Below are 17,800 nucleotides of genomic sequence, written 5' to 3'. Positions count from 1 at the left end.
AGGTTGGCATGAACTTCTGTTTCCATTCCGTTCAACTTCGTTTCCTACAATTAAAGCAGGTAAGTTCATCGCAATCTAAAACATCAATTTATGCTAATGGGAAAGGAAGATTAGAAATGAAACAATCAAAAGGCAGGATAGTTTTTCTGACCGCATGTTTAGCAATCAGCATGACATACCCATTTACTGTCGAAGCTGAGTATAAAGAAGGGATAAGAACGGAACATATGACGAAAACTGCCGGAACTATTGTATCTGACCAATCGTATTCCAAAAATCAACTGACGTCTGAGTTAATCGAACAATGGATCCAAAAGCCGGATGGCTCGCATATGTACCGTTATTTTTCCAAGGAGCTTATGGAAAAAGTCCCTGAAGGCTACCTCCCGAAGCTGCTTCAAGCGCTATGGAAAAAGGGAGAGAAGCCGACGCTTATCGCCCGCAAAAGCTTAGGCGGCATTGAATCATATGTGTGGACGGATTCGACCGGACTGCGTGGCATTCAAACCGGAATTGCGAATAACGAAATCGTGTCGCTGCAGATGTACCCTCTTCTCCAATGGGAATCCGATCATCACCCGACAAAGCAGGCGTATAAGCCCCCGTTTACAGGTGAGTGGCTGGTATTCTGGGGTGGTAATAATGAATTCGTGAATTATCACTACGCTTCTCTTGGGGAACGTTACGCCTATGACCTCGTCATTGCGCGCGGTGGGTTGAGCTATGAGGGAGATCCGTCAAAGAACGAAAGCTACTACGCATTCGGTCAGCCAGTAGTAGCACCACGGGATGGCACCGTCGTTCGAGTAGAGAATAATATTGTAGACAATGATCCCGTTGGCGTACCAAACGAGAAAGATATGGCGGGGAATTATGTGGTCATTGATCATGGCAACGGGGAATACAGCATGCTTGCTCATTTCAAGAAAGGCAGCGTTGTTGTCAAAAAAGGCGACGTTGTCAAGCAAGGCCAACTGTTAGGAGAGTGCGGCAATTCAGGCAATTCAAGTGAACCTCACATTCATTTCCAAGTATCGGATACACCACAGTTTGAGGAAGGCATGTCTATCCGAATTCGTTTTGAGGGCGGGATTGACCCTGTATACGGCCAGACGATTACAGGTCAAAGCGCAGTCGCAACGAAGTAAGTAGCTGCGAATGCTCTCTTATCGCTTTATCATGTAACTTCTATGAAATGAGATCTCGTATCTTCTTAGAATGAACGACGAATAGGAACGTCAGAGAACAAGCGAAAAGATCGAGTGCAGTCACACGAAGGAGGCCAAAACTCGATCTTTTTCGTTATTGTCATGACGTTATTCTAGTTGCATGACCGCGTCATACTTGTGGATGACTTAATGCGTATACGCGTTCACATTATCTGTATCGACTGCCTCATGCAATGCCGCATTCAGCCCACTTGCAATAATGTTCGCCATATCCTCCATGAACTCGTCAACTTCCTTCGGCGTTACGACTAAATCATGACCGAGCGGCTCAAGCACTTCCTTAACCAGCATTAATCGTTCCTGCTCGCTAATATCATCCAGCATGCCAAGGATGTCCCTTGTATGGTTCGTTTCCTGCTTAAAATGCTCTTTCATATAATCAATTGCATTGTTGACAATTGTTGAGGCATAGCAGACCGTCGGCACCCCGATTGCAATGCATGGAATCCCGAGAATGTCCTTCGTCAATCCTCGGCGCTTGTTGCCTACACCAGAGCCTGGGTGAATGCCAATATCTGCAATCTGAATCGTCGTATTCACCCGTTCTAGCGCCTTGGATGCTAGGGCATCGATTGCAATGATCACATCTGGCTTCGTCCGCTCCACAATCCCTTGCACGATTTCGCTCGACTCGATCCCAGTTACCCCGAGTACACCAGGTGCAACCGCACTGACTTCTCGGTATCCAGGACTCACTTGATCCGGCATAATTTCGAAGTAATGGCGAGTAACGAGTACGTTTTCTACGACTAGAGGCCCTAGAGCGTCCGGTGTTACATTCCAATTCCCGAGTCCAACGATGAGCGCCTTGGAGTCTTTATTCAACCCGACTTCACCCAAGAAACCTTCGAACAACTGAGCGAACTTGGTTGTTACGCGATCCTGGAGCTGGCTGTCCTTACGCCGCAAACCGGGTACTTCAATCGTAATATACCGTCCTGGCAGGCGACCAATTGCACGGGAGCCCTCTTCGGTCTGGACATGTATCTTTGTCACCTTAATTCCACGTACATCCTCCACTTCTTCGGATACACCAGGTATCGGGATCGTACTGTCCGGCTGGGCAATTTCTCTTGATTCGAGTGCTAAATCGGTTCGAACTGAATACGAATTTAAATCTACTGTCATGGTAAACTCCTCCCATATCGCACATCATTTCCTAACCTGTATTTTGCTCATAGAGACGTTTCTTATGCGAATGATAAAGCGTACCGAGCAGAACGGTGACAGACCGTTGAACATCCCCGTCCATTTCAAGGCTAATCCCAATACCAACGTGGCAAATGTATTGCTTTTTGAATTGTAGCGTGATAGAATACTTTAAGTTGTGAATCTATTTTTCTTATGAACGAGGGAATTGGATTCTGTTGTCGCACTACGATGCAACGGAGGTGAAAGCAATGCCAAACATTAAATCCGCTGTTAAACGCGTTAAAACAAACGACAAGCGCCGTCTGTTGAACGCTTCTCAAAAATCTGCACTTCGCACAGCTGTTAAAGCAGCTGACACTGCTTTGGCGAACAACGAAGCAGAAACAGCTAAAGCTGCTGTCGCTTTGGCTTCCAAGAAATTGGATAAAGCTGTGACAAAAGGCTTGGTACACAAAAACGCGGCTTCCCGCAAAAAGTCTCGCTTGGCAACGAAATTGAACGCTCTGCTTGCGCAAGCGTAAGCCCGAGCCTTTTCATACTTAGCTAGAAGCGAAGAAACCAGAAGATGAACGCCTAGGCGTTCATCTTCTGGTTTCTTTTTGCATTCTTGTTATTCCTTTCGACATCCGCATAATAAACAGCTCTAAGCCCAATGTTTTTTCCACTTGACCTGATTTCATTTCATAATCAAGCTCTGCCGCCTCTGCAATCCACTTTGTCAGCATATTGCTATCATAGTCACGCGCTTGCTCATAAGCCATTTTGACCGCATACGGATGCATTCCGAGCTGAGAAGCTGCCTGCTGCTGACTGAAGCTGCGGCTCGTCAATTCCTTCACCTGTACCATAATCCGCAACTGACGCACGATAAGCGCCATAATTTTAATGGGCTCTTCCTTCTGCTTCAACAATTCATGCAGCGTATCGAGCGCACGATCCGCCCGCCGCTTAATAATGTCCTCGACGAGTTGAAATACATTCTGCTCCGTATTTTTAGCAATTAAAGAGTGGACCGTATCTACGACTACTGTTCTGCCTGTCCCAGTGAACAAGCAGCACTTTTCAATTTCGGCCGACAGGGTTTGCAAATTCGTTCCAGCATTGTTCAGAACGGTTCGTACGGCCTCATCCTCTATGGCGCATCCGTGCTTCTCCGCTTCCTTGCGAACCCATAAAATCAGCTCATCTGCACTAAGCGGCAAGAAAGGCAGCACCGCCCCTGCGGTCTTTGCTTTCTTGACCGTTTTCTTTCGCTCATCCAGCTTGTCCGCTTGGACAAGGAATACTACAATGCTCGTATCCATCGGATTATCCATATACTCCAGCAAGCGTTCGGTCTGATGCTCAATCTTGCCATCCTTGCCTGATGCGAACACCGTCTGATCCTTGACAAGAATGATTTTGCGCTGAACTAGGAACGGCATCGTCTCCGCCTCTGCTACGACTGCCTCCACTGGAAATTCAGAAGTATCCATCTTCATAATGGCTAATTCACGATTTTCTTCATCCACGGTATGCTCTATTAAAAATTGAACGAATTCCTGAATTCGATATTTTTCCGTACCGTACAGAATATAGATAGGGCGCGGGAAGCCGCGCTTAATTTCCTTGACGGCTGCTTTAATATCCACCATGTTGCTACCCTCCCCTCACGATATAACGAACCTCATCATAGCAGACTTTGCTGCAAAAACAAAGGGACTTGCACAACATCTCTGTTGCGCGAGTCCCTTTGTCCCCTAACATCTATAATAAACATTTGCCACGAAGCTCTAGAAACTTCGCACAAATGGTCATTCGACGTACGGGAAAGCTTTGCTGTCATCCTGATATTATAATATACGCAAGGCCTTACTAATGTGTGCATCAACGCCCTGCATGTCTGCCCTTTTTATTACTGCTGCTGAACGGAACCCTCGATCACTTCTCGCTCTTCCTGATTTTCAGTATCCTTAACCAGTTCGAGCGATTCGTTCTTCAGCTCATATTGCTGCTTAACTGACTTTCCATCTTCCGCTGCGGTCACAATCGTCAGCTTCGAGCTATCAGCAGACCATAAAAGCTCTGTTGGCTTATCTGCCAGTGCAATTGTCTGCAGCTTGGTACGTTCCTGTCCAGTTAACTTATACAACAGTAACTGCCCATTGTCCCAAGTCGCCATAAGGCTGCCGTTCGGTGCCGTTGCTTCAGCCGTGGACGTAATCGAAGGAGGACCAACTAAGCTGTTGACCTGCTTCTCCTCAGTTGAACCATTATCATTTTGAACCTGATTTGTATCTTCTTTCGGCGGCTCTTCTGCCGGAGTCTGTTTTGTATCTTTTTGCAACTGATCTTTCTTAGCATCTTCCTTCTTGCCCTCTTGTTTAGCTGGAACCTTGCCCTTATCCAGATCCGTTTTCGGCTGTCCGCCTTTTACAGGGGGTTGATCTGTTGAGGCTATCTCTCGCTCCTTTTGCCGACGAGATGACTTACCTTTAGAATCTGCCTCTGTCTTCGAACTTTCCCGAGCCGCGGAGCCTGCCTTATATTCCTGAACACCTTGTTCTGACGCCTTAAGATCCTTATTTTCCGTTCCATCCGGCGCCTTATAGGCAGAAGAGTCAGGCTGATTGTTCTGTGGATCGTTATTCGCTGGCTTCTCCTTCACCGGCGAACTAGAGTCCGATTTAGTTTCTTGAGGGCCATGTGATTCATCCATCGCTTCTGATTGCATCAATTGCTCTTTTCCCAGCTCGCCAAAGTCCCCAGCCTGTTCGACTGTAGGCGGCTTGAAATTCACAATAAACAGTCCTAGCACAAGCCCCGCTGCTACGACAGCGCTTGTTGCACGCCAACGGATTCGTTCGAACCACCGCTGAGCAGCCTGAGGCTGCGAACGATCCTTATCGATACGTTCCTTTTCGGACTTATCGTTCGTTACTGGGCTCACTGCCTTCATCTCATGCGGATAAGGTTCTACATTTGATTCGACCGCAGCCAACTGTTCGTCTCGATCTATGAAATCAAGCGTAGGCATAATTGCATCAACTAGGCTGAATTTAGGCTCGACCTTAGGCAGCTGAACTAATTCCATATGGAGCCGTTCCAATCGCTCAGCCATTTCACTACAGGCGGGGCAATGGTTAATATGCTCAGTCAGAAGGCGCTGTTCCGTATCGTTTATGTCTCCATCCAATCTCCGCTGCATAAGTTCCATCACCTCTGAACAGTTCATCCTCGCACACCACCTTTCTCGTAATCTTGCAGCATTGTCTGCAGCTGTTGTCTGGCGCGGAATAGATATGATTTCACCGTATTGAGAGGCAAGTTCAAACTTTCAGCAATTTCGTTATACGAGAAGTCTTGCAGATAGCGAAGCACAACAACAGCACGATGATGCTCCGGCAGTTGCTCTATCGCCTCTCGTATATCCTGCGCTGCATGGGAAGATAGAACCTCACGCTCCACGCTTTCATTCCCAAGGAATGTGAGGTTATGCTCCTCAATTGATACAGTTGGCTTCGTACGACGGAATTTGTCAATGCAAATATTCGTTACGATGCGCTGTACCCAAGTTTTGAACTGTGCTTTCTCCTCATACGATTGAATTTTAGTATATATCCGGATTAAGGCCTCTTGGGACGCGTCCAGTGCATCCTGCTCATTATTCAGTATGTAATAAGCAGTTCGATACACATATTGTTCGATTTCCCGCAAAAGAGTGATAAGCGCGTCTCTATCGCCAGACTGAGCGGATCGAATGAGTCCTGGCTCTACCACCTTGATCCCCCTCTCTTGCATATCCATTGACGTGAGAACGTCTGAAATGGTTGCAGATGATCGTTACCAATTTGTAGAATAATCTTGATACGTGAATTTTTTTTCAATAATCCAACATTAGCATAGCAAACAACACCTTGAAAAGGATATTACAATGTAATGAAACTTAAAAAATAGAAGAAAGCTACAGGAAAGAAGAAAAAGCACGCCTTATATGACGTGCTTCCCGCGCCAATCTATAAATGTATCCTATCACGCTTCGCTCTAACCTTCAAACCACCTGATGTCAGCTTGAATTGAATTTCCCCCTCTATGTCTGTACGCTTCACTGGGATCCTCGCATCACGCAGCGTATCTAACACCTTCGGATGTGGATGACCATATCGATTATTTCGCCCCGCTGAAATAATTCCGATTTTGGGGTGCCATTGCTCTATCCATTCTGGGGTAGTAGAGGTTTTGCTGCCATGATGCGCTACCTTCAATACATCAATAACCCTCGGCGACCTCTCTGCAACATATTGCAACATTTGTCTCTCTCCATCGGCCTCCAAATCACCTGTCAGCATGAATACCGCATGTTCACCACTGGTTGGGTGTGTAAGTGTTACCTGTACGACAAGGGACGCCTCATTCTGATTGTTCTCCAATTGGAGAGAAGAATCAGAATTTGATGATGGGTACGGATACAAAACCTCTAACGTACTCCACTGATCCAACTTCCAGCGCTGTCCCGCTTCCCATTTACGGATTGGAATCCCTTTATCTATAGCTGTACCATATAAATTGTTCATAAAAACAGAAGACTTCCATGTCCCATTCATAATGAACTGCTTCACGGGAATATGCTTCAACACGGCCTGCAAGCCGCCGGCATGATCTTGATCAGCATGGGTAAGCAGAACGACATCCAACTCCCTGATTCCTCGCTGCTTCAATAAGGGGACAACAACCTTTTCCCCTACCTCGAATGGTACCCTTCGTTCCCGCCAATGGTCATTCGGTTTGCGGAAATTCACAGTCCCTCCTCCATCAATCAGCATATGCTTGCCTGTTGCAGTCGAAATCAGAACACTGTCACCCTGACCAACATCAATGAAGCTTACCGTTGCACCATCAGGACGGCTCCAAGTATATCCCTGCACCACCACGAATCCAAAAATGAAAACAGCCCCAAATGCTCCGATCCCCTGATATCGTCCCCCTCTAATCGGAAGCTCGATGAAATCAAGCGGCTGTGTTTCATCCCCATGATGAACTGCCGCATTCTTGCCTCTCTTGTAAATCTGTCTAGTTGCCGACCAGCGGCGTACAGATTCAAGTGCTATGGCGAATATCACATAGTAAAGAACAATCCACCACAATGGAGGCGTTGGCCATATAATCGTAGCTCCTTCGATTTGCGCCAGCCAGTGAACCAAGTGGAACGTGAACTCATTCAAGTGTTCAACGAGCCACGCAACCGGTTTCGCTAAGGGCTCATATACGGAACCGATAAGTAAGGACATGGAACCTAAAGGTAGTACAATAAGACTAATACAGGGCACGATCACAAAATTAGCTAGAAATGATAACAGTGAAAACTGATTAAAATAATATACCGTTAGAGGCAGTGATACAGACTGTGCGACTAACGTCACAGAGATTGCACTGGATATCGTTCTTGGAAGTGAGCCTAACATGTTCATCACTTGAGGAACAAATACTATCAATCCGGCCGTAACCACAAAAGATAATTGAAATCCGACCTGAAGCACATAGCGGGGATCCCATAACGCCATAAGAAGGAAGGCTGCCGCCAATAGATGAAGACCATCCTTCAGCCAGCCCCTTTTTGCTCCGTACAGTGCAAGAAGCGCCATCATACCTGCCCGTATGACAGACGCAGAGGCTCCGGTCATCAATACATATATTGGGATGAATCCCATCGTGATCGATATGCTCGTTTCCTTGGTGATTCGCAGTAAGCGTAAGAGCGATAATAACGCTCCGATGAGTACACCTACATGCAGTCCGGATATGGCGAGCACATGGGTCAGTCCCAACTGCGAAAACTGTTGATAAATATCCGGATCCATATCTTCCCGCGTCCCTAGCACAAGCCCCTGCATATAGCCGCTATGCGGTTGTACGTAGATGTGCTGCAGTATATTTGCCAAACGTTCCCTGCCTTGATCAACATAGGCGAGCATCCGATTCCATAGGACTATTGGTTCATAGATAGAGATCGTTCCAAGTGAAACATGCAGTTGCATGTGCTGCAAGCCAGACACCTTCAAGATTGAATGGATATGCAATGTACGCAAATAGTCTCGATAACTAAAACCACCAAAATTCCCAGCGTCACCGGGGACATCCAGCTTGCCTTGTATACGTACCAGTTGCCCACGTTTCCAATCATTCACTAGCTTCAACTCCTGCTTGCTCAAGAGTTTAACTTGAACAAGCAGCATTTCCCGAACACGATCCATACGAGACACTTCAGGTGTCCTCCAGCCTGTTGCTGCAAGTTGGAACTGCATCCGGTCTCCATCGATCTCTGGATGGGAAAAAATGATTCCTTCCCACTCACCGTTCAATTCCTGTTCCTGATCGACAAGGGAAAGGGATTCCCATTCTGACCATACACTGTCGCCAGCCTTGACGATCCATTGATAATAAAGCACAGCAAACATTAATAGCAGCGCATAGACGATCGCCTGCATGCGGCTGCATTTGCTCCCAATTACACAGATGGGCAGCAGCAGTGTCAATCCGAATGCCGCTACCCAAGCCTCTCCATTAGACAGCACTGCGCTCAGATGAAATCCTGCTGCAATGATACATGCAGCAGCGACTAACGGCCGACGTGCCAGCATATGAACTCCTTCCTGCTGCGAATACGCAAAAAAACCTCTGTACTCGCAAGTTCACTCGTTCGCATTCCATATGCGCAACAAAGTACTTGATTTGAGTACAGAGGTTCTTCCTCTTCCGTATTCAACATTTTCAATTATTCGCGAACCTCATCCATAACTGATTCAGCTGGCGGATGATAATGCTGCAGCTGGCGGAACACAATTCCTTTGTGCTCCATCATCGCCGCCACCTTATCACTGTCCTTCTTATAAGGGCGATGATATACGATCTCCACAACGCCGCTGTTCGCAAGCATATTTGCACATGTCCAGCATGGCTGATCCGTCACATATACCGTAGAACCTTCCCGATCATTCCGATCTGTGAACAGGAGCAAATTTTGTTCGGCGTGGATCGTACGTATGCAGCGCTGCTTCTTGACCATCTGCTCCGAACCGTCTACGATAACCTTCTCATACTGTTCTGCGATCATGCAGCCAGCCTCACTGCAGTCAGGAACCCCCATCGGAGCGCCGTTATAAGCAGTACCCAACAGCTTCTTACCCTGTACAAGCAACGCGCCAACATGCCTTCTAGGGCATCGTGAGCGTGTAGACACCATATAGGCAATATCCATAAAATATGTATCCCAGTCTTTGCGCATAGTCGTTGTCATAACTCCAGTCCCCATTCTTCTGCCTTTGTCTATGATGTGTATATTATCCTTATTGTAAGCAGGGTTGTGCATTCGTGCAACAAAAGACGTCACATTCTACACATTTCCTTCTTTACTCAATACGGACTTTATCCCGGATTTTAGCCATTAGCTTTTTTCCGATTCCCTTCACCTTCATCAAATCGTCAATTCGACGGAAGGCGCCCATCTTGTCACGATATTCAACAATTGCCTTCGCTTTACTTGGACCAATACCTGGAAGCGTCATTAACGCTGAGGCATCAGCCGTATTAATGTTAATTAGCTGAGATGGAGTTTCTTTTTCTCCTGAAACATTTGCTTGCTCCTTAATATCTTTTTTGATCTGTTGTTCATCAGCTGCCACTAAAGGAGGGGAAGTTGCAGATGTTGCAGAAGTTTCTGAGCTTCCAGAGTTGTCCGGCTGCCCAGTATCAATACCGCTGTTCTTCTTCACGTCAGCTTGTATAGCAGGTTGCTGCTTATATCCCCAATCTTCCCCTTTACCCCCTTTCAATGGCATAGTATTGTCATTCAGCAGAGCTGGCTTTCCATCAGCGGCAATCAAAGACTCAATTTCTTCATTCAGATCTGTCCATGTGCCTGCATCCAATACTGCTTGCGGCTTCACCCATACCCACATGCAAATCGCAACACCAATCACGGCCAAGCCCATAGCTAGCAGCCAGCGCATTGGTAGTGCTTTAGCTTCCCTATTTCCTTGCTTCATGTCCCCACACCCTTCGTCAGCGAATGACGGCATAATGGTCAACCATGTCATCATATGGATCAATAAGCTTGATAATCTTGCGTTCGTAGAAATTGAATACGAAGAGAACATAATCACGACGTGTGCAGAATAGGCAGAGGCAAAGGGAGGGAACGTACTTGAAAGTCGGATTTATTGGTACGGGAAGCATGGGGTCTACGATAATTGAGGCACTACTTCAATCTGGAGCATTAGAATCATCTCAACTTATCGCAAGCAATCGTTCAAAACATAAAATTCAGCAACTTGCTGCACAATATCCCGGGTTTCAACTGGCCAGCAGCAATGTAGAAACTGTACAGGAAAGCGATATTGTCTTTATATGCGTAAAGCCTTTGGAGTTTAAAACGGTTCTGGATGAAATAGCGCCATTTGTCAGACCTGAACTTATCGCTGTATCGATAACAAGCCCTGTGTTGATCAGCCATTTAGAACAGCAGCTGACTTGTAAAATAGCGAAAATTATCCCGAGTATCACGAATTATGTATGGAGCGGAGCATCCTTATGTATGTATGGCAGCAGAATCCTTACAGAAGACAGGCTGCTATTGGAACAACTGATGATGTCAATTAGCCGACCTGTTCAGGTTCCCGAGCAGTTCACCCGCATCACTTCGGATATATCAAGCTGCGGCCCTGCATTCATTGCCTTCTTTGTCCAAAAATGGGTAGACGCTGCTGTTGAAGTAACAGGAATCGAAAGAAAAGACGCCGAACGTCTAGCTAGCGAAATGCTGCTTGGAACTGGCAAGCTGCTTACCGAGGGCGGTTTCACCCTTGAGCATCTGAAACAGCGGGTAGCCGTCCCCGGCGGCATAACCGCCGAGGCGCTCCGACTGTTGGATGATGAGCTCGAAGGAGTATTCCAGCAGCTCATTCAAGTCACCCATGCCAAATACGAGGAGGACCTGCATAAGGTCGAATTCCAGTTATTCGGCGAAGAACTTAACCGACCACAATGTTGACGAGTCGACCTTTGACCGCGATGACTTTGCGAACCGTCTTGCCAGCAATGGCTTCCTGAACGTTCGCAAGGGACATCGCTTTTTGCTGCATCGCCTCTTCGTCAGCATCAGCCGCTACATTTGAACGGCATACAATCTTACCATTCACTTGGATTACAATCTCAACTTCTGCGTCAACGGTAAGAGCTTCCTCATAAGTCGGCCATGCAACATACGTAATCGACTCTTGATGGCCAAGACGCTGCCACAATTCCTCTGCAATATGAGGCGCAAGCGGCGACAGCAATTGAACGAAGTTCTCCATCGCTTGGCGCGGAAGAACATCTGTCTTGTAAGCTTCATTGATGAAAATCATCAATTGGCTGATTGCCGTATTGAAGCGGAAGCCTTCAATGTCTTCCTTTACCTTCTTAATCGTCTTGTGCCATGTACGGATGAAGGCTTGGTCTGCGCCATCCGTTCCGTCAACGATTTTGCTGTTCAGTGCTCCTGTTTCCTCGTTAATGAACAGGCGCCAGATGCGGTTCAAGAAGCGGAAGCTGCCTTCTACCCCGTTCGTATTCCAAGGCTTTGTTGCCTCCAATGGACCCATGAACATTTCATAGATGCGAAGTGTATCGCCGCCGAACTCGTTCACAATATCATCTGGATTGATTACATTGCCGCGAGACTTGGACATCTTCTCACCATTCGTACCAAGGATCATCCCTTGGTTAACGAGCTTCTGGAATGGCTCCTTCGTATCTACAACGCCAAGGTCGAACAATACCTTATGCCAGAAGCGTGCATACAGCAAGTGAAGAACCGCGTGCTCTACGCCTCCAATGTACAGGTCGACCGGAAGCCATTTCTTTTGCTTCTCTTTAGAGCAGATTTCATCGTTATTGTGCGGATCGATGTAGCGCAGGTAGTACCAGCTGCTTCCCGCCCATTGCGGCATTGTGTTCGTTTCACGGCGAGCCTTCATGCCTGTCTCTGGATCAACTGTGTTCACCCATTCGTCTACATTCGCAAGCGGAGATTCTCCAGTACCCGATGGACGAATCTGGTCTACATCCGGCAGGGTAAGTGGAAGCTCGGATTCTGGCACAGGCTTCATCGTACCGTCTTCAAGATGCAAAATCGGAATCGGCTCTCCCCAATAACGTTGACGGCTGAACAGCCAGTCACGCAGGCGGTACGTCACTTTGCCCTCGCCTTTGCCTTCTGCTTCAAGCCACTCAATCATGCGCGCCATTGCAGTTGCATTATCCATTCCATTCAGGAATTCCGAATTTACATGCTCTCCGTCTCCGGAATATGCTTCTTCCTGTACATTGCCGCCATTAATCACTTCAATAATTGGCAGGTCGAACTGCTTGGCAAATTCCCAGTCGCGCTGATCATGACCTGGGACAGCCATAATTGCCCCTGTACCGTATCCAGCAAGTACATAATCCGCAATCCAGATTGGAAGCTTCGTCCCATTCGCCGGGTTCACTGCATAGCTGCCTGTGAATACACCCGTTTTGTCCTTCGCCAAATCTGTACGCTCCAGATCACTCTTACGTGCTGCTTGCTCTTGGTATGCCTTCACGGCAGCCTGCTGTTCAGCAGTTGTAATGCGATCAACAAGCTCATGCTCCGGCGCGACAACACAGTAAGTTGCACCGAACAGCGTATCTGGACGAGTCGTGAATACAACCAATTCCTCATCGTGACCATCGATTGCAAAGCGAACTTCAGCACCCTTGGACTTGCCAATCCAGTTGCGCTGCATGTCTTTCAAGCTTTCCGGCCAATCAAGATCATCCAAATCTTGCAGCAGGCGCTCTGCGTACTCGGTAATCTTCAATACCCACTGGCGCATTGGCTTTCGTATAACTGGATGGTTACCGCGCTCCGAGCGGCCATCGATAACTTCCTCGTTGGCAAGAACCGTGCCAAGTGCTGGACACCAGTTAACCGGTACCTCAGCTACATATGCCAGGCCTCTCTTGTACAACTGGATGAAAATCCACTGTGTCCACTTGTAATATTCCGGATCAGTCGTGCTGAACTCACGATCCCAGTCATATGAAAAGCCGAGAGACTTAATCTGACGACGGAAGTTGTCAATATTCTTCACCGTAAATTCACGCGGATGCTGTCCTGTATCAATGGCATACTGCTCAGCTGGAAGGCCGAATGCATCCCATGCCATTGGATGAAGGACGTTATATCCCTGCATACGCTTGTAACGGGACATGATGTCGGTTGCCGTATAACCTTCCGGATGCCCTACATGAAGACCCGCTCCAGATGGATAAGGGAACATATCCAACGCATAGAAATTAGGCTTGCTTTCGTCTTCTGTCGTTGCGAATGTCTTATGTTCATCCCAATAGGATTGCCATTTCGGCTCAATCTGCTGTGGCGCGTAGCCATGCGGCTGCTTCACTTCTTGACTCATAATTAATCCTCCTACGATGCCTTAACGGCTGCTCGCGCATGTCCGTCCTGCTTGCGGCAATGAATAAATGTGATTAAAAAAGCCTCTCATCCTTAGCGAATATCGCTAGGGACGAGAGGCATTATTCCCGTGGTACCACCCTAGTTAGCGGACAGCATGCTTTGCTATCCACTCCCTTTACACCATTAACGCTGGTGAAACGTCGCAGCTTAACGTTCCCGATTCTGCTGCGCGACTCTGAGGTGAGTTCGCTTCTACTCCATTACCGGCTTGCACCAACCGCCAGCTCTCTGAAGATGGATCGTAAGGTACTATTCCTCTTCGAAGTCTTTCCATTCTACCTATTCAGCTTCAATGTGATTATTGTGCACCAAATAGGTGCAAGTAGCTATATCATAATGAAAAATTTACTTATTGTCAATGATCGCCAAGCAACTCCAAAACTTTCTTGTTTGTTCGCCTTATAATGAAAACGTATCACCAGATTTCACATGCTACGACAGACATAAACAGACATAATGATGTAACATCGCATCAGGATTATGTACAACCATTATTTATTTAAGGCTTCACAGCGATCATAAATATTCGCCGTGACTCGTCGTCTGGAGACTGCCATGCAAAATCCGCAAATTGCTCGACACGGTCAAAGCCGACTTCCTTCAGCATAACTTCCAGCCAACTCGGATCGTAAGCTCGCTCTACATGTATCTCGTCAATCCGTTCATACAGTTCTCCGCCCTGCTGGCGAACGAATAAAGTTAATTGATGTTCAATCTCTTGGCGTTCTTCGTCATAATCCGAGAACCAGAGGTATGAAACATCTTCATCATCATATGCAAACGGCTGCGTCTCGGCATACTCCTCAAACTGACGAGCATGCAGTACATCGAACAAGAACAAGCCGCCAGATTTCAAATTATTGAACGTAGCTTGAAATGCACGCTTCACGTCTTCCTCTTCAGTCACATAGTTCAAACTATCGCAAAAAGAAACGACCGCATCTGCCTCATCAGGCATTGTCCACGCGCACATATCCTGATGAGCCCAGCGAACACTTCCTAAAATCGGCCCCGTCTCCAACAACTTGTTATTTGCAATAGACAGCATAGATTCAGAAATGTCGATGCCGATAACATCATAACCTAACTTGGCTAACGGTATAGCCGTACTCCCTGTTCCGCAGCCAAGGTCAACGATTGAACGCACCTCTCCGCTCCCGAAGCGCTCCCAAGCTTGGTTGGCAAAGGAGACCCATTGCTCGTACGGCATATCTCCCATTAATCGATCATAGACCTCAGCTATACGTCCATAAGAAATCATCCATCTTCACTTCCCCTGCTGGAGCTGCTCTAATCTCCCATCATCCACATTGGCTGATGGCGAACAACCTATCGTGCATTGTCGCTGCCGCGAGAGCGCATCTTATGCGCCTCCCGTGCCTCGGCTTGTGCAGCCTCGAGAGCCTTGTGAAGCTGCTCCTTATCCATCGCAGAAGCGGCTTCCGTCAGTTCCGTCCAGTTCCCCTTCTGACGAATGATTCCTGCCTTCATCAAACGTCCAATGGCACGCTTGAATGCAGATTTGCTAATCCCGAAGCGCTGCTTCACAATATCAGCCGGCGTTTCATCAGAATAAGGCATTGTACCATTCGGACGCTCCTTCAAGAAGGTGAACAAGCGTTCCGCATCTTGATCCATGCCCACTTCCTTGCGCTCCGCCATCGTAACATTGACTCGACCATCCTCACGAACATGCGTAATACGAACACGGACTGCTTCTCCTAAACGAAGCAGACGCGGACGCAGGGATTCATGCAGAAATCCGATCACGCCTTCTCCAACTGGCGCACCGTCCACAACAACGAAGGTTCCCATCTTGAGCGGACGGTATACTACCGCGTCGCGCCATGTATTGTTCCATGACTCCGGCGCCTTGAACATAGAAGGAACCAAATCATCTTCACGGGCTGGAAGTGCAATAAGACGGCCGTACCGATCCTGTTCCATGCGCACGTACACCTCGTCCCCAACCTGGGGATGAAGCGGTTCGAACTCAGGAAGCTCGCCCTTCGGGAGCAGCAACTGACGCCCAATGCCCATCTCTAGGAAGCAGCCATACTTTTTATGAATATCAGCAACCTTAAGCTTCGCAACTTCCCCTAATGTCAAAAGAGGACGCTTCATTGTCGCAGCGATACGATCTTCCGTGTCATAGTACAAGAACACTTCCACGTGATCGCCTGGCTTTACTTTGTCCGTAAGCTCTGTATAATGCAGAAGCACATCCTGCTCTCCGTTCGTCAGAAAATATCCGTACGGAGAAACTTCACGTGCAACTTCTAAACGTTGAATTGTACCTGCTTCCCAAATCATGCAAACTCCACTACTTTCGCGTCAGACCACAGTTTTTCAATGTTGTAGTATTCACGTTCTTCGCGGTGGAACACATGAACGATGACGTCGCCCAGATCGATGAGCACCCAACGTGCAGAATCAAAACCTTCCGTACCGCGTACTTGTCCGCCCGCTTCATGCACACGCTTGCGAATTTCGTTCGTAATCGCTTGAACCTGAGTGTCCGAGTTCCCGTGGCAGATTACAAAATAATCTGCAATAAGAGAAATACCTTGCAAATCTAGCGCAATAAGATCCATCGCTTTTTTATCTTCTGCCGCGTTTACGGCGATATCGAGCAATTGTTTTGTGTTGATTGCCATTCAATTACCTCCACATTAGGTTTGAACCTTGTATTCATAAGTGCTACAAAATCCTTAATCCGCTTGCTGTTCCAATTCTGCTTCCAGCTCTGCAAGTAGACCGTTGCGGGCACTGATCGTAAGCGGGAAAATTCGCCGCCGGCGCTCAATGAGGAACGATATCGTGGAATCAAAGCCAGCGATAAGCGCCGCATTCAGATTCTGCTCAGCCAGTACACGGATATGCTCTACTCCCGGGAAATCCCGGCCTGGCTCGATATAGTCGGCCAGACATACAACCTTATCCAGAAGTGTCATCTTCTCGCGACCAGAAGTATGGTATCTGATTGCATCCAGTATTTCTACATCCTCAATCCCGTATTCATGCTCCGCCACATACGCGCCTACGGGCGCATGCCATAATTGCTTGTCATGCTCCAGCAATTCAGACGGCATATGATGTTCACGGATCATGCGCTCCATCCGATCAGTCTGCCAATATTTTGCAACATCATGCAGAATCGCTGCAAGATCAGCCTTGTCCGGGTCTGCACCGTACTTTTTCGCCAATTGAACAGCTGTCGTCATTACCCCTTGCGTGTGCTGCCAACGTGCAGCGGGCATTTGCATTTGAACTGCCTCAATCAGTTGTTCGCGTGTCCGATTCATATAGACCCCACCTCGCTATATACTGTTGAACCTGATCCGGTACAATGTACGCAATCGATCTTCCTTCGGCGATACGCTGACGAATATCAGTCGATGAGATATCCATCTGCGGCATCTGGCTTTCGATGAGGCGGGAAGCCCACGAAGCAGGAATCTTAGAAGTATCCCAATTCGACCCCGGTCGGTGCAGTCCAATGAACCGAATTTGTTCCATCAACTCGTCAATGTGATGCCATTGAGGCAAATAGGCAACCATATCACCACCGATAATCCATGCCCACTCGGTATCCGGATACTCCTCGCGCAGCCCTTTGACGGTGTCCAGCGTGTAGGATACGCCTCCATGTCTAATTTCCCAATCACAGACTCGAAAGTGCGGATTCCCTTGTACCGCCAGCTTCGCCATTTCCAGCCGCTGCTCCGCAGAAGCTGACGGACGATGCGATTTATGCGGAGGGACATGTGCCGGCATAAACCATACCTCGTCCAAAGAAGCCGTTTCTCGGGCACATTCCGCCGCCACTAGATGTCCGAGATGAATCGGGTCGAAAGTGCCGCCCATGATCCCTACGAACTTCATGTCGGTAACCTCCAGT

Annotated in this window: 16 protein-coding genes and 1 other annotated feature; of the genes, 3 read left to right on the top strand and 13 right to left on the bottom strand. The window is 47.7% G+C overall.

The genetic code is table 11. The features are described 5' to 3' along the window. Positions 1–116: 116 nt before the first annotated feature. Positions 117–1,148: a M23 family metallopeptidase gene (locus NO352_RS03905; RefSeq protein WP_005547851.1), complete on the top strand. Its 1,032-nt coding sequence runs from the start codon at positions 117–119 to the stop codon at positions 1,146–1,148. Positions 1,149–1,355: 207 nt separating this feature from the next. Here the strand turns inward: NO352_RS03905 and gpr are convergent, their stop codons facing one another. Beyond that, positions 1,356–2,357 carry a GPR endopeptidase gene (gene gpr, locus NO352_RS03900; protein ID WP_005547849.1) on the bottom strand — a complete coding sequence of 334 codons (1,002 nt, stop codon included), beginning with the start codon at positions 2,355–2,357 and terminating at the stop codon, positions 1,356–1,358. 272 nt (positions 2,358–2,629) lie between these two features. Here gpr and rpsT point away from each other — a divergent pair, with 272 nt between their 5' ends. Next, positions 2,630–2,902, top strand: coding sequence for a 30S ribosomal protein S20 (gene rpsT, locus NO352_RS03895; RefSeq protein ID WP_005547847.1), 273 nt, complete (start codon positions 2,630–2,632; stop codon positions 2,900–2,902). Positions 2,903–2,962: 60 nt separating this feature from the next. Here rpsT and holA read toward each other — a convergent pair whose 3' ends face one another. The 6 genes from holA to NO352_RS03865 all read right to left on the bottom strand — a co-directional run bounded on the left by holA (position 2,963) and on the right by NO352_RS03865 (position 10,402). Continuing rightward, complete coding sequence (holA, locus tag NO352_RS03890) at positions 2,963–4,012, bottom strand: DNA polymerase III subunit delta (RefSeq protein ID WP_483311815.1); 1,050 nt, start codon at positions 4,010–4,012, stop codon at positions 2,963–2,965. A 263-nt stretch (positions 4,013–4,275) separates the two neighbouring features. Next, entirely contained in the window at positions 4,276–5,595 is a 1,320-nt protein-coding gene (locus NO352_RS03885; protein ID WP_289354945.1) for an anti-sigma factor family protein, read from the bottom strand. Continuing rightward, on the bottom strand, positions 5,592–6,140 hold the full coding sequence (locus NO352_RS03880) for an RNA polymerase sigma factor (RefSeq protein ID WP_005547843.1): 549 nt from the start codon (positions 6,138–6,140) through the stop codon (positions 5,592–5,594). The genes NO352_RS03885 and NO352_RS03880 overlap by 4 nt, the downstream gene beginning before the upstream one ends. A 236-nt stretch (positions 6,141–6,376) precedes the next feature. Continuing rightward, positions 6,377–8,998, bottom strand: a complete 2,622-nt coding sequence (locus NO352_RS03875) for a ComEC/Rec2 family competence protein (protein ID WP_289354944.1) — start codon at positions 8,996–8,998, stop codon at positions 6,377–6,379. Positions 8,999–9,132: 134 nt separating this feature from the next. Then, positions 9,133–9,654 (bottom strand): deoxycytidylate deaminase, encoded by a 522-nt coding sequence (locus NO352_RS03870; RefSeq protein ID WP_040735997.1) that lies wholly within the window; start codon positions 9,652–9,654, stop codon positions 9,133–9,135. Between the two features lie 112 nt (positions 9,655–9,766). Next, a complete protein-coding gene (locus NO352_RS03865; protein WP_289354943.1) occupies positions 9,767–10,402 on the bottom strand; it encodes a ComEA family DNA-binding protein in 636 nt (211 codons plus the stop codon). Positions 10,403–10,560: 158 nt separating this feature from the next. Here NO352_RS03865 and comER point away from each other — a divergent pair, with 158 nt between their 5' ends. Beyond that, on the top strand, positions 10,561–11,406 hold the full coding sequence (gene comER, locus NO352_RS03860; protein WP_005547839.1) for a late competence protein ComER: 846 nt from the start codon (positions 10,561–10,563) through the stop codon (positions 11,404–11,406). Here the strand turns inward: comER and leuS are convergent. The 6 genes from leuS to NO352_RS03830 form a co-directional block, all read right to left on the bottom strand. Next, on the bottom strand, positions 11,387–13,837 hold the full coding sequence (leuS, locus tag NO352_RS03855; RefSeq protein ID WP_005547838.1) for a leucine--tRNA ligase: 2,451 nt from the start codon (positions 13,835–13,837) through the stop codon (positions 11,387–11,389). The two genes, comER and leuS, sit on opposite strands and share 20 nt — an antisense overlap. Positions 13,838–13,941: 104 nt before the next feature. Continuing rightward, positions 13,942–14,171: a binding site (T-box leader), on the bottom strand. A 227-nt stretch (positions 14,172–14,398) separates the two neighbouring features. After that, a complete protein-coding gene (locus tag NO352_RS03850) occupies positions 14,399–15,160 on the bottom strand; it encodes a class I SAM-dependent DNA methyltransferase (protein WP_289354942.1) in 762 nt (253 codons plus the stop codon). 68 nt (positions 15,161–15,228) lie between these two features. Beyond that, entirely contained in the window at positions 15,229–16,212 is a 984-nt protein-coding gene (locus NO352_RS03845; RefSeq protein ID WP_289354941.1) for a CvfB family protein, read from the bottom strand. Then, complete coding sequence (rsfS, locus tag NO352_RS03840) at positions 16,209–16,556, bottom strand: ribosome silencing factor (protein ID WP_005547833.1); 348 nt, start codon at positions 16,554–16,556, stop codon at positions 16,209–16,211. The genes NO352_RS03845 and rsfS overlap by 4 nt, the downstream gene beginning before the upstream one ends. Before the next feature lie 54 nt (positions 16,557–16,610). Further along, entirely contained in the window at positions 16,611–17,204 is a 594-nt protein-coding gene (gene yqeK / locus NO352_RS03835; RefSeq protein WP_005547830.1) for a bis(5'-nucleosyl)-tetraphosphatase (symmetrical) YqeK, read from the bottom strand. Continuing rightward, positions 17,176–17,784 (bottom strand): nicotinate-nucleotide adenylyltransferase, encoded by a 609-nt coding sequence (locus NO352_RS03830; RefSeq protein ID WP_005547828.1) that lies wholly within the window; start codon positions 17,782–17,784, stop codon positions 17,176–17,178. The genes yqeK and NO352_RS03830 overlap by 29 nt, the downstream gene beginning before the upstream one ends. Positions 17,785–17,800 lie beyond the last annotated feature (16 nt).

The sequence above is a fragment of the Paenibacillus sp. S-12 genome (genome assembly GCF_030363895.1).
GTDB lineage: Bacteria > Bacillota > Bacilli > Paenibacillales > Paenibacillaceae > Paenibacillus_B > Paenibacillus_B alvei.
This window is presented reverse-complemented; position numbering and strand designations above follow the sequence as displayed.

What these genes read in the sequence shown, in the direction of transcription:
- yqeK (WP_005547830.1), bottom strand. Translation starts at nt 17,204, where the DNA reads ATGAATCGGACACGCGAACAACTGATTGAGGCAGTTCAAATGCAAATG.
- NO352_RS03875 (WP_289354944.1), bottom strand. Translation starts at nt 8,998, where the DNA reads ATGCTGGCACGTCGGCCGTTAGTCGCTGCTGCATGTATCATTGCAGCA.
- rpsT (WP_005547847.1), top strand. Translation starts at nt 2,630, where the DNA reads ATGCCAAACATTAAATCCGCTGTTAAACGCGTTAAAACAAACGACAAG.
- NO352_RS03865 (WP_289354943.1), bottom strand. Translation starts at nt 10,402, where the DNA reads ATGAAGCAAGGAAATAGGGAAGCTAAAGCACTACCAATGCGCTGGCTG.
- NO352_RS03905 (WP_005547851.1), top strand. Translation starts at nt 117, where the DNA reads ATGAAACAATCAAAAGGCAGGATAGTTTTTCTGACCGCATGTTTAGCA.
- NO352_RS03850 (WP_289354942.1), bottom strand. Translation starts at nt 15,160, where the DNA reads ATGATTTCTTATGGACGTATAGCTGAGGTCTATGATCGATTAATGGGA.
- NO352_RS03845 (WP_289354941.1), bottom strand. Translation starts at nt 16,212, where the DNA reads ATGATTTGGGAAGCAGGTACAATTCAACGTTTAGAAGTTGCACGTGAA.
- NO352_RS03870 (WP_040735997.1), bottom strand. Translation starts at nt 9,654, where the DNA reads ATGACAACGACTATGCGCAAAGACTGGGATACATATTTTATGGATATT.
- NO352_RS03885 (WP_289354945.1), bottom strand. Translation starts at nt 5,595, where the DNA reads ATGAACTGTTCAGAGGTGATGGAACTTATGCAGCGGAGATTGGATGGA.
- rsfS (WP_005547833.1), bottom strand. Translation starts at nt 16,556, where the DNA reads ATGGCAATCAACACAAAACAATTGCTCGATATCGCCGTAAACGCGGCA.
- NO352_RS03830 (WP_005547828.1), bottom strand. Translation starts at nt 17,784, where the DNA reads ATGAAGTTCGTAGGGATCATGGGCGGCACTTTCGACCCGATTCATCTC.
- gpr (WP_005547849.1), bottom strand. Translation starts at nt 2,357, where the DNA reads ATGACAGTAGATTTAAATTCGTATTCAGTTCGAACCGATTTAGCACTC.
- leuS (WP_005547838.1), bottom strand. Translation starts at nt 13,837, where the DNA reads ATGAGTCAAGAAGTGAAGCAGCCGCATGGCTACGCGCCACAGCAGATT.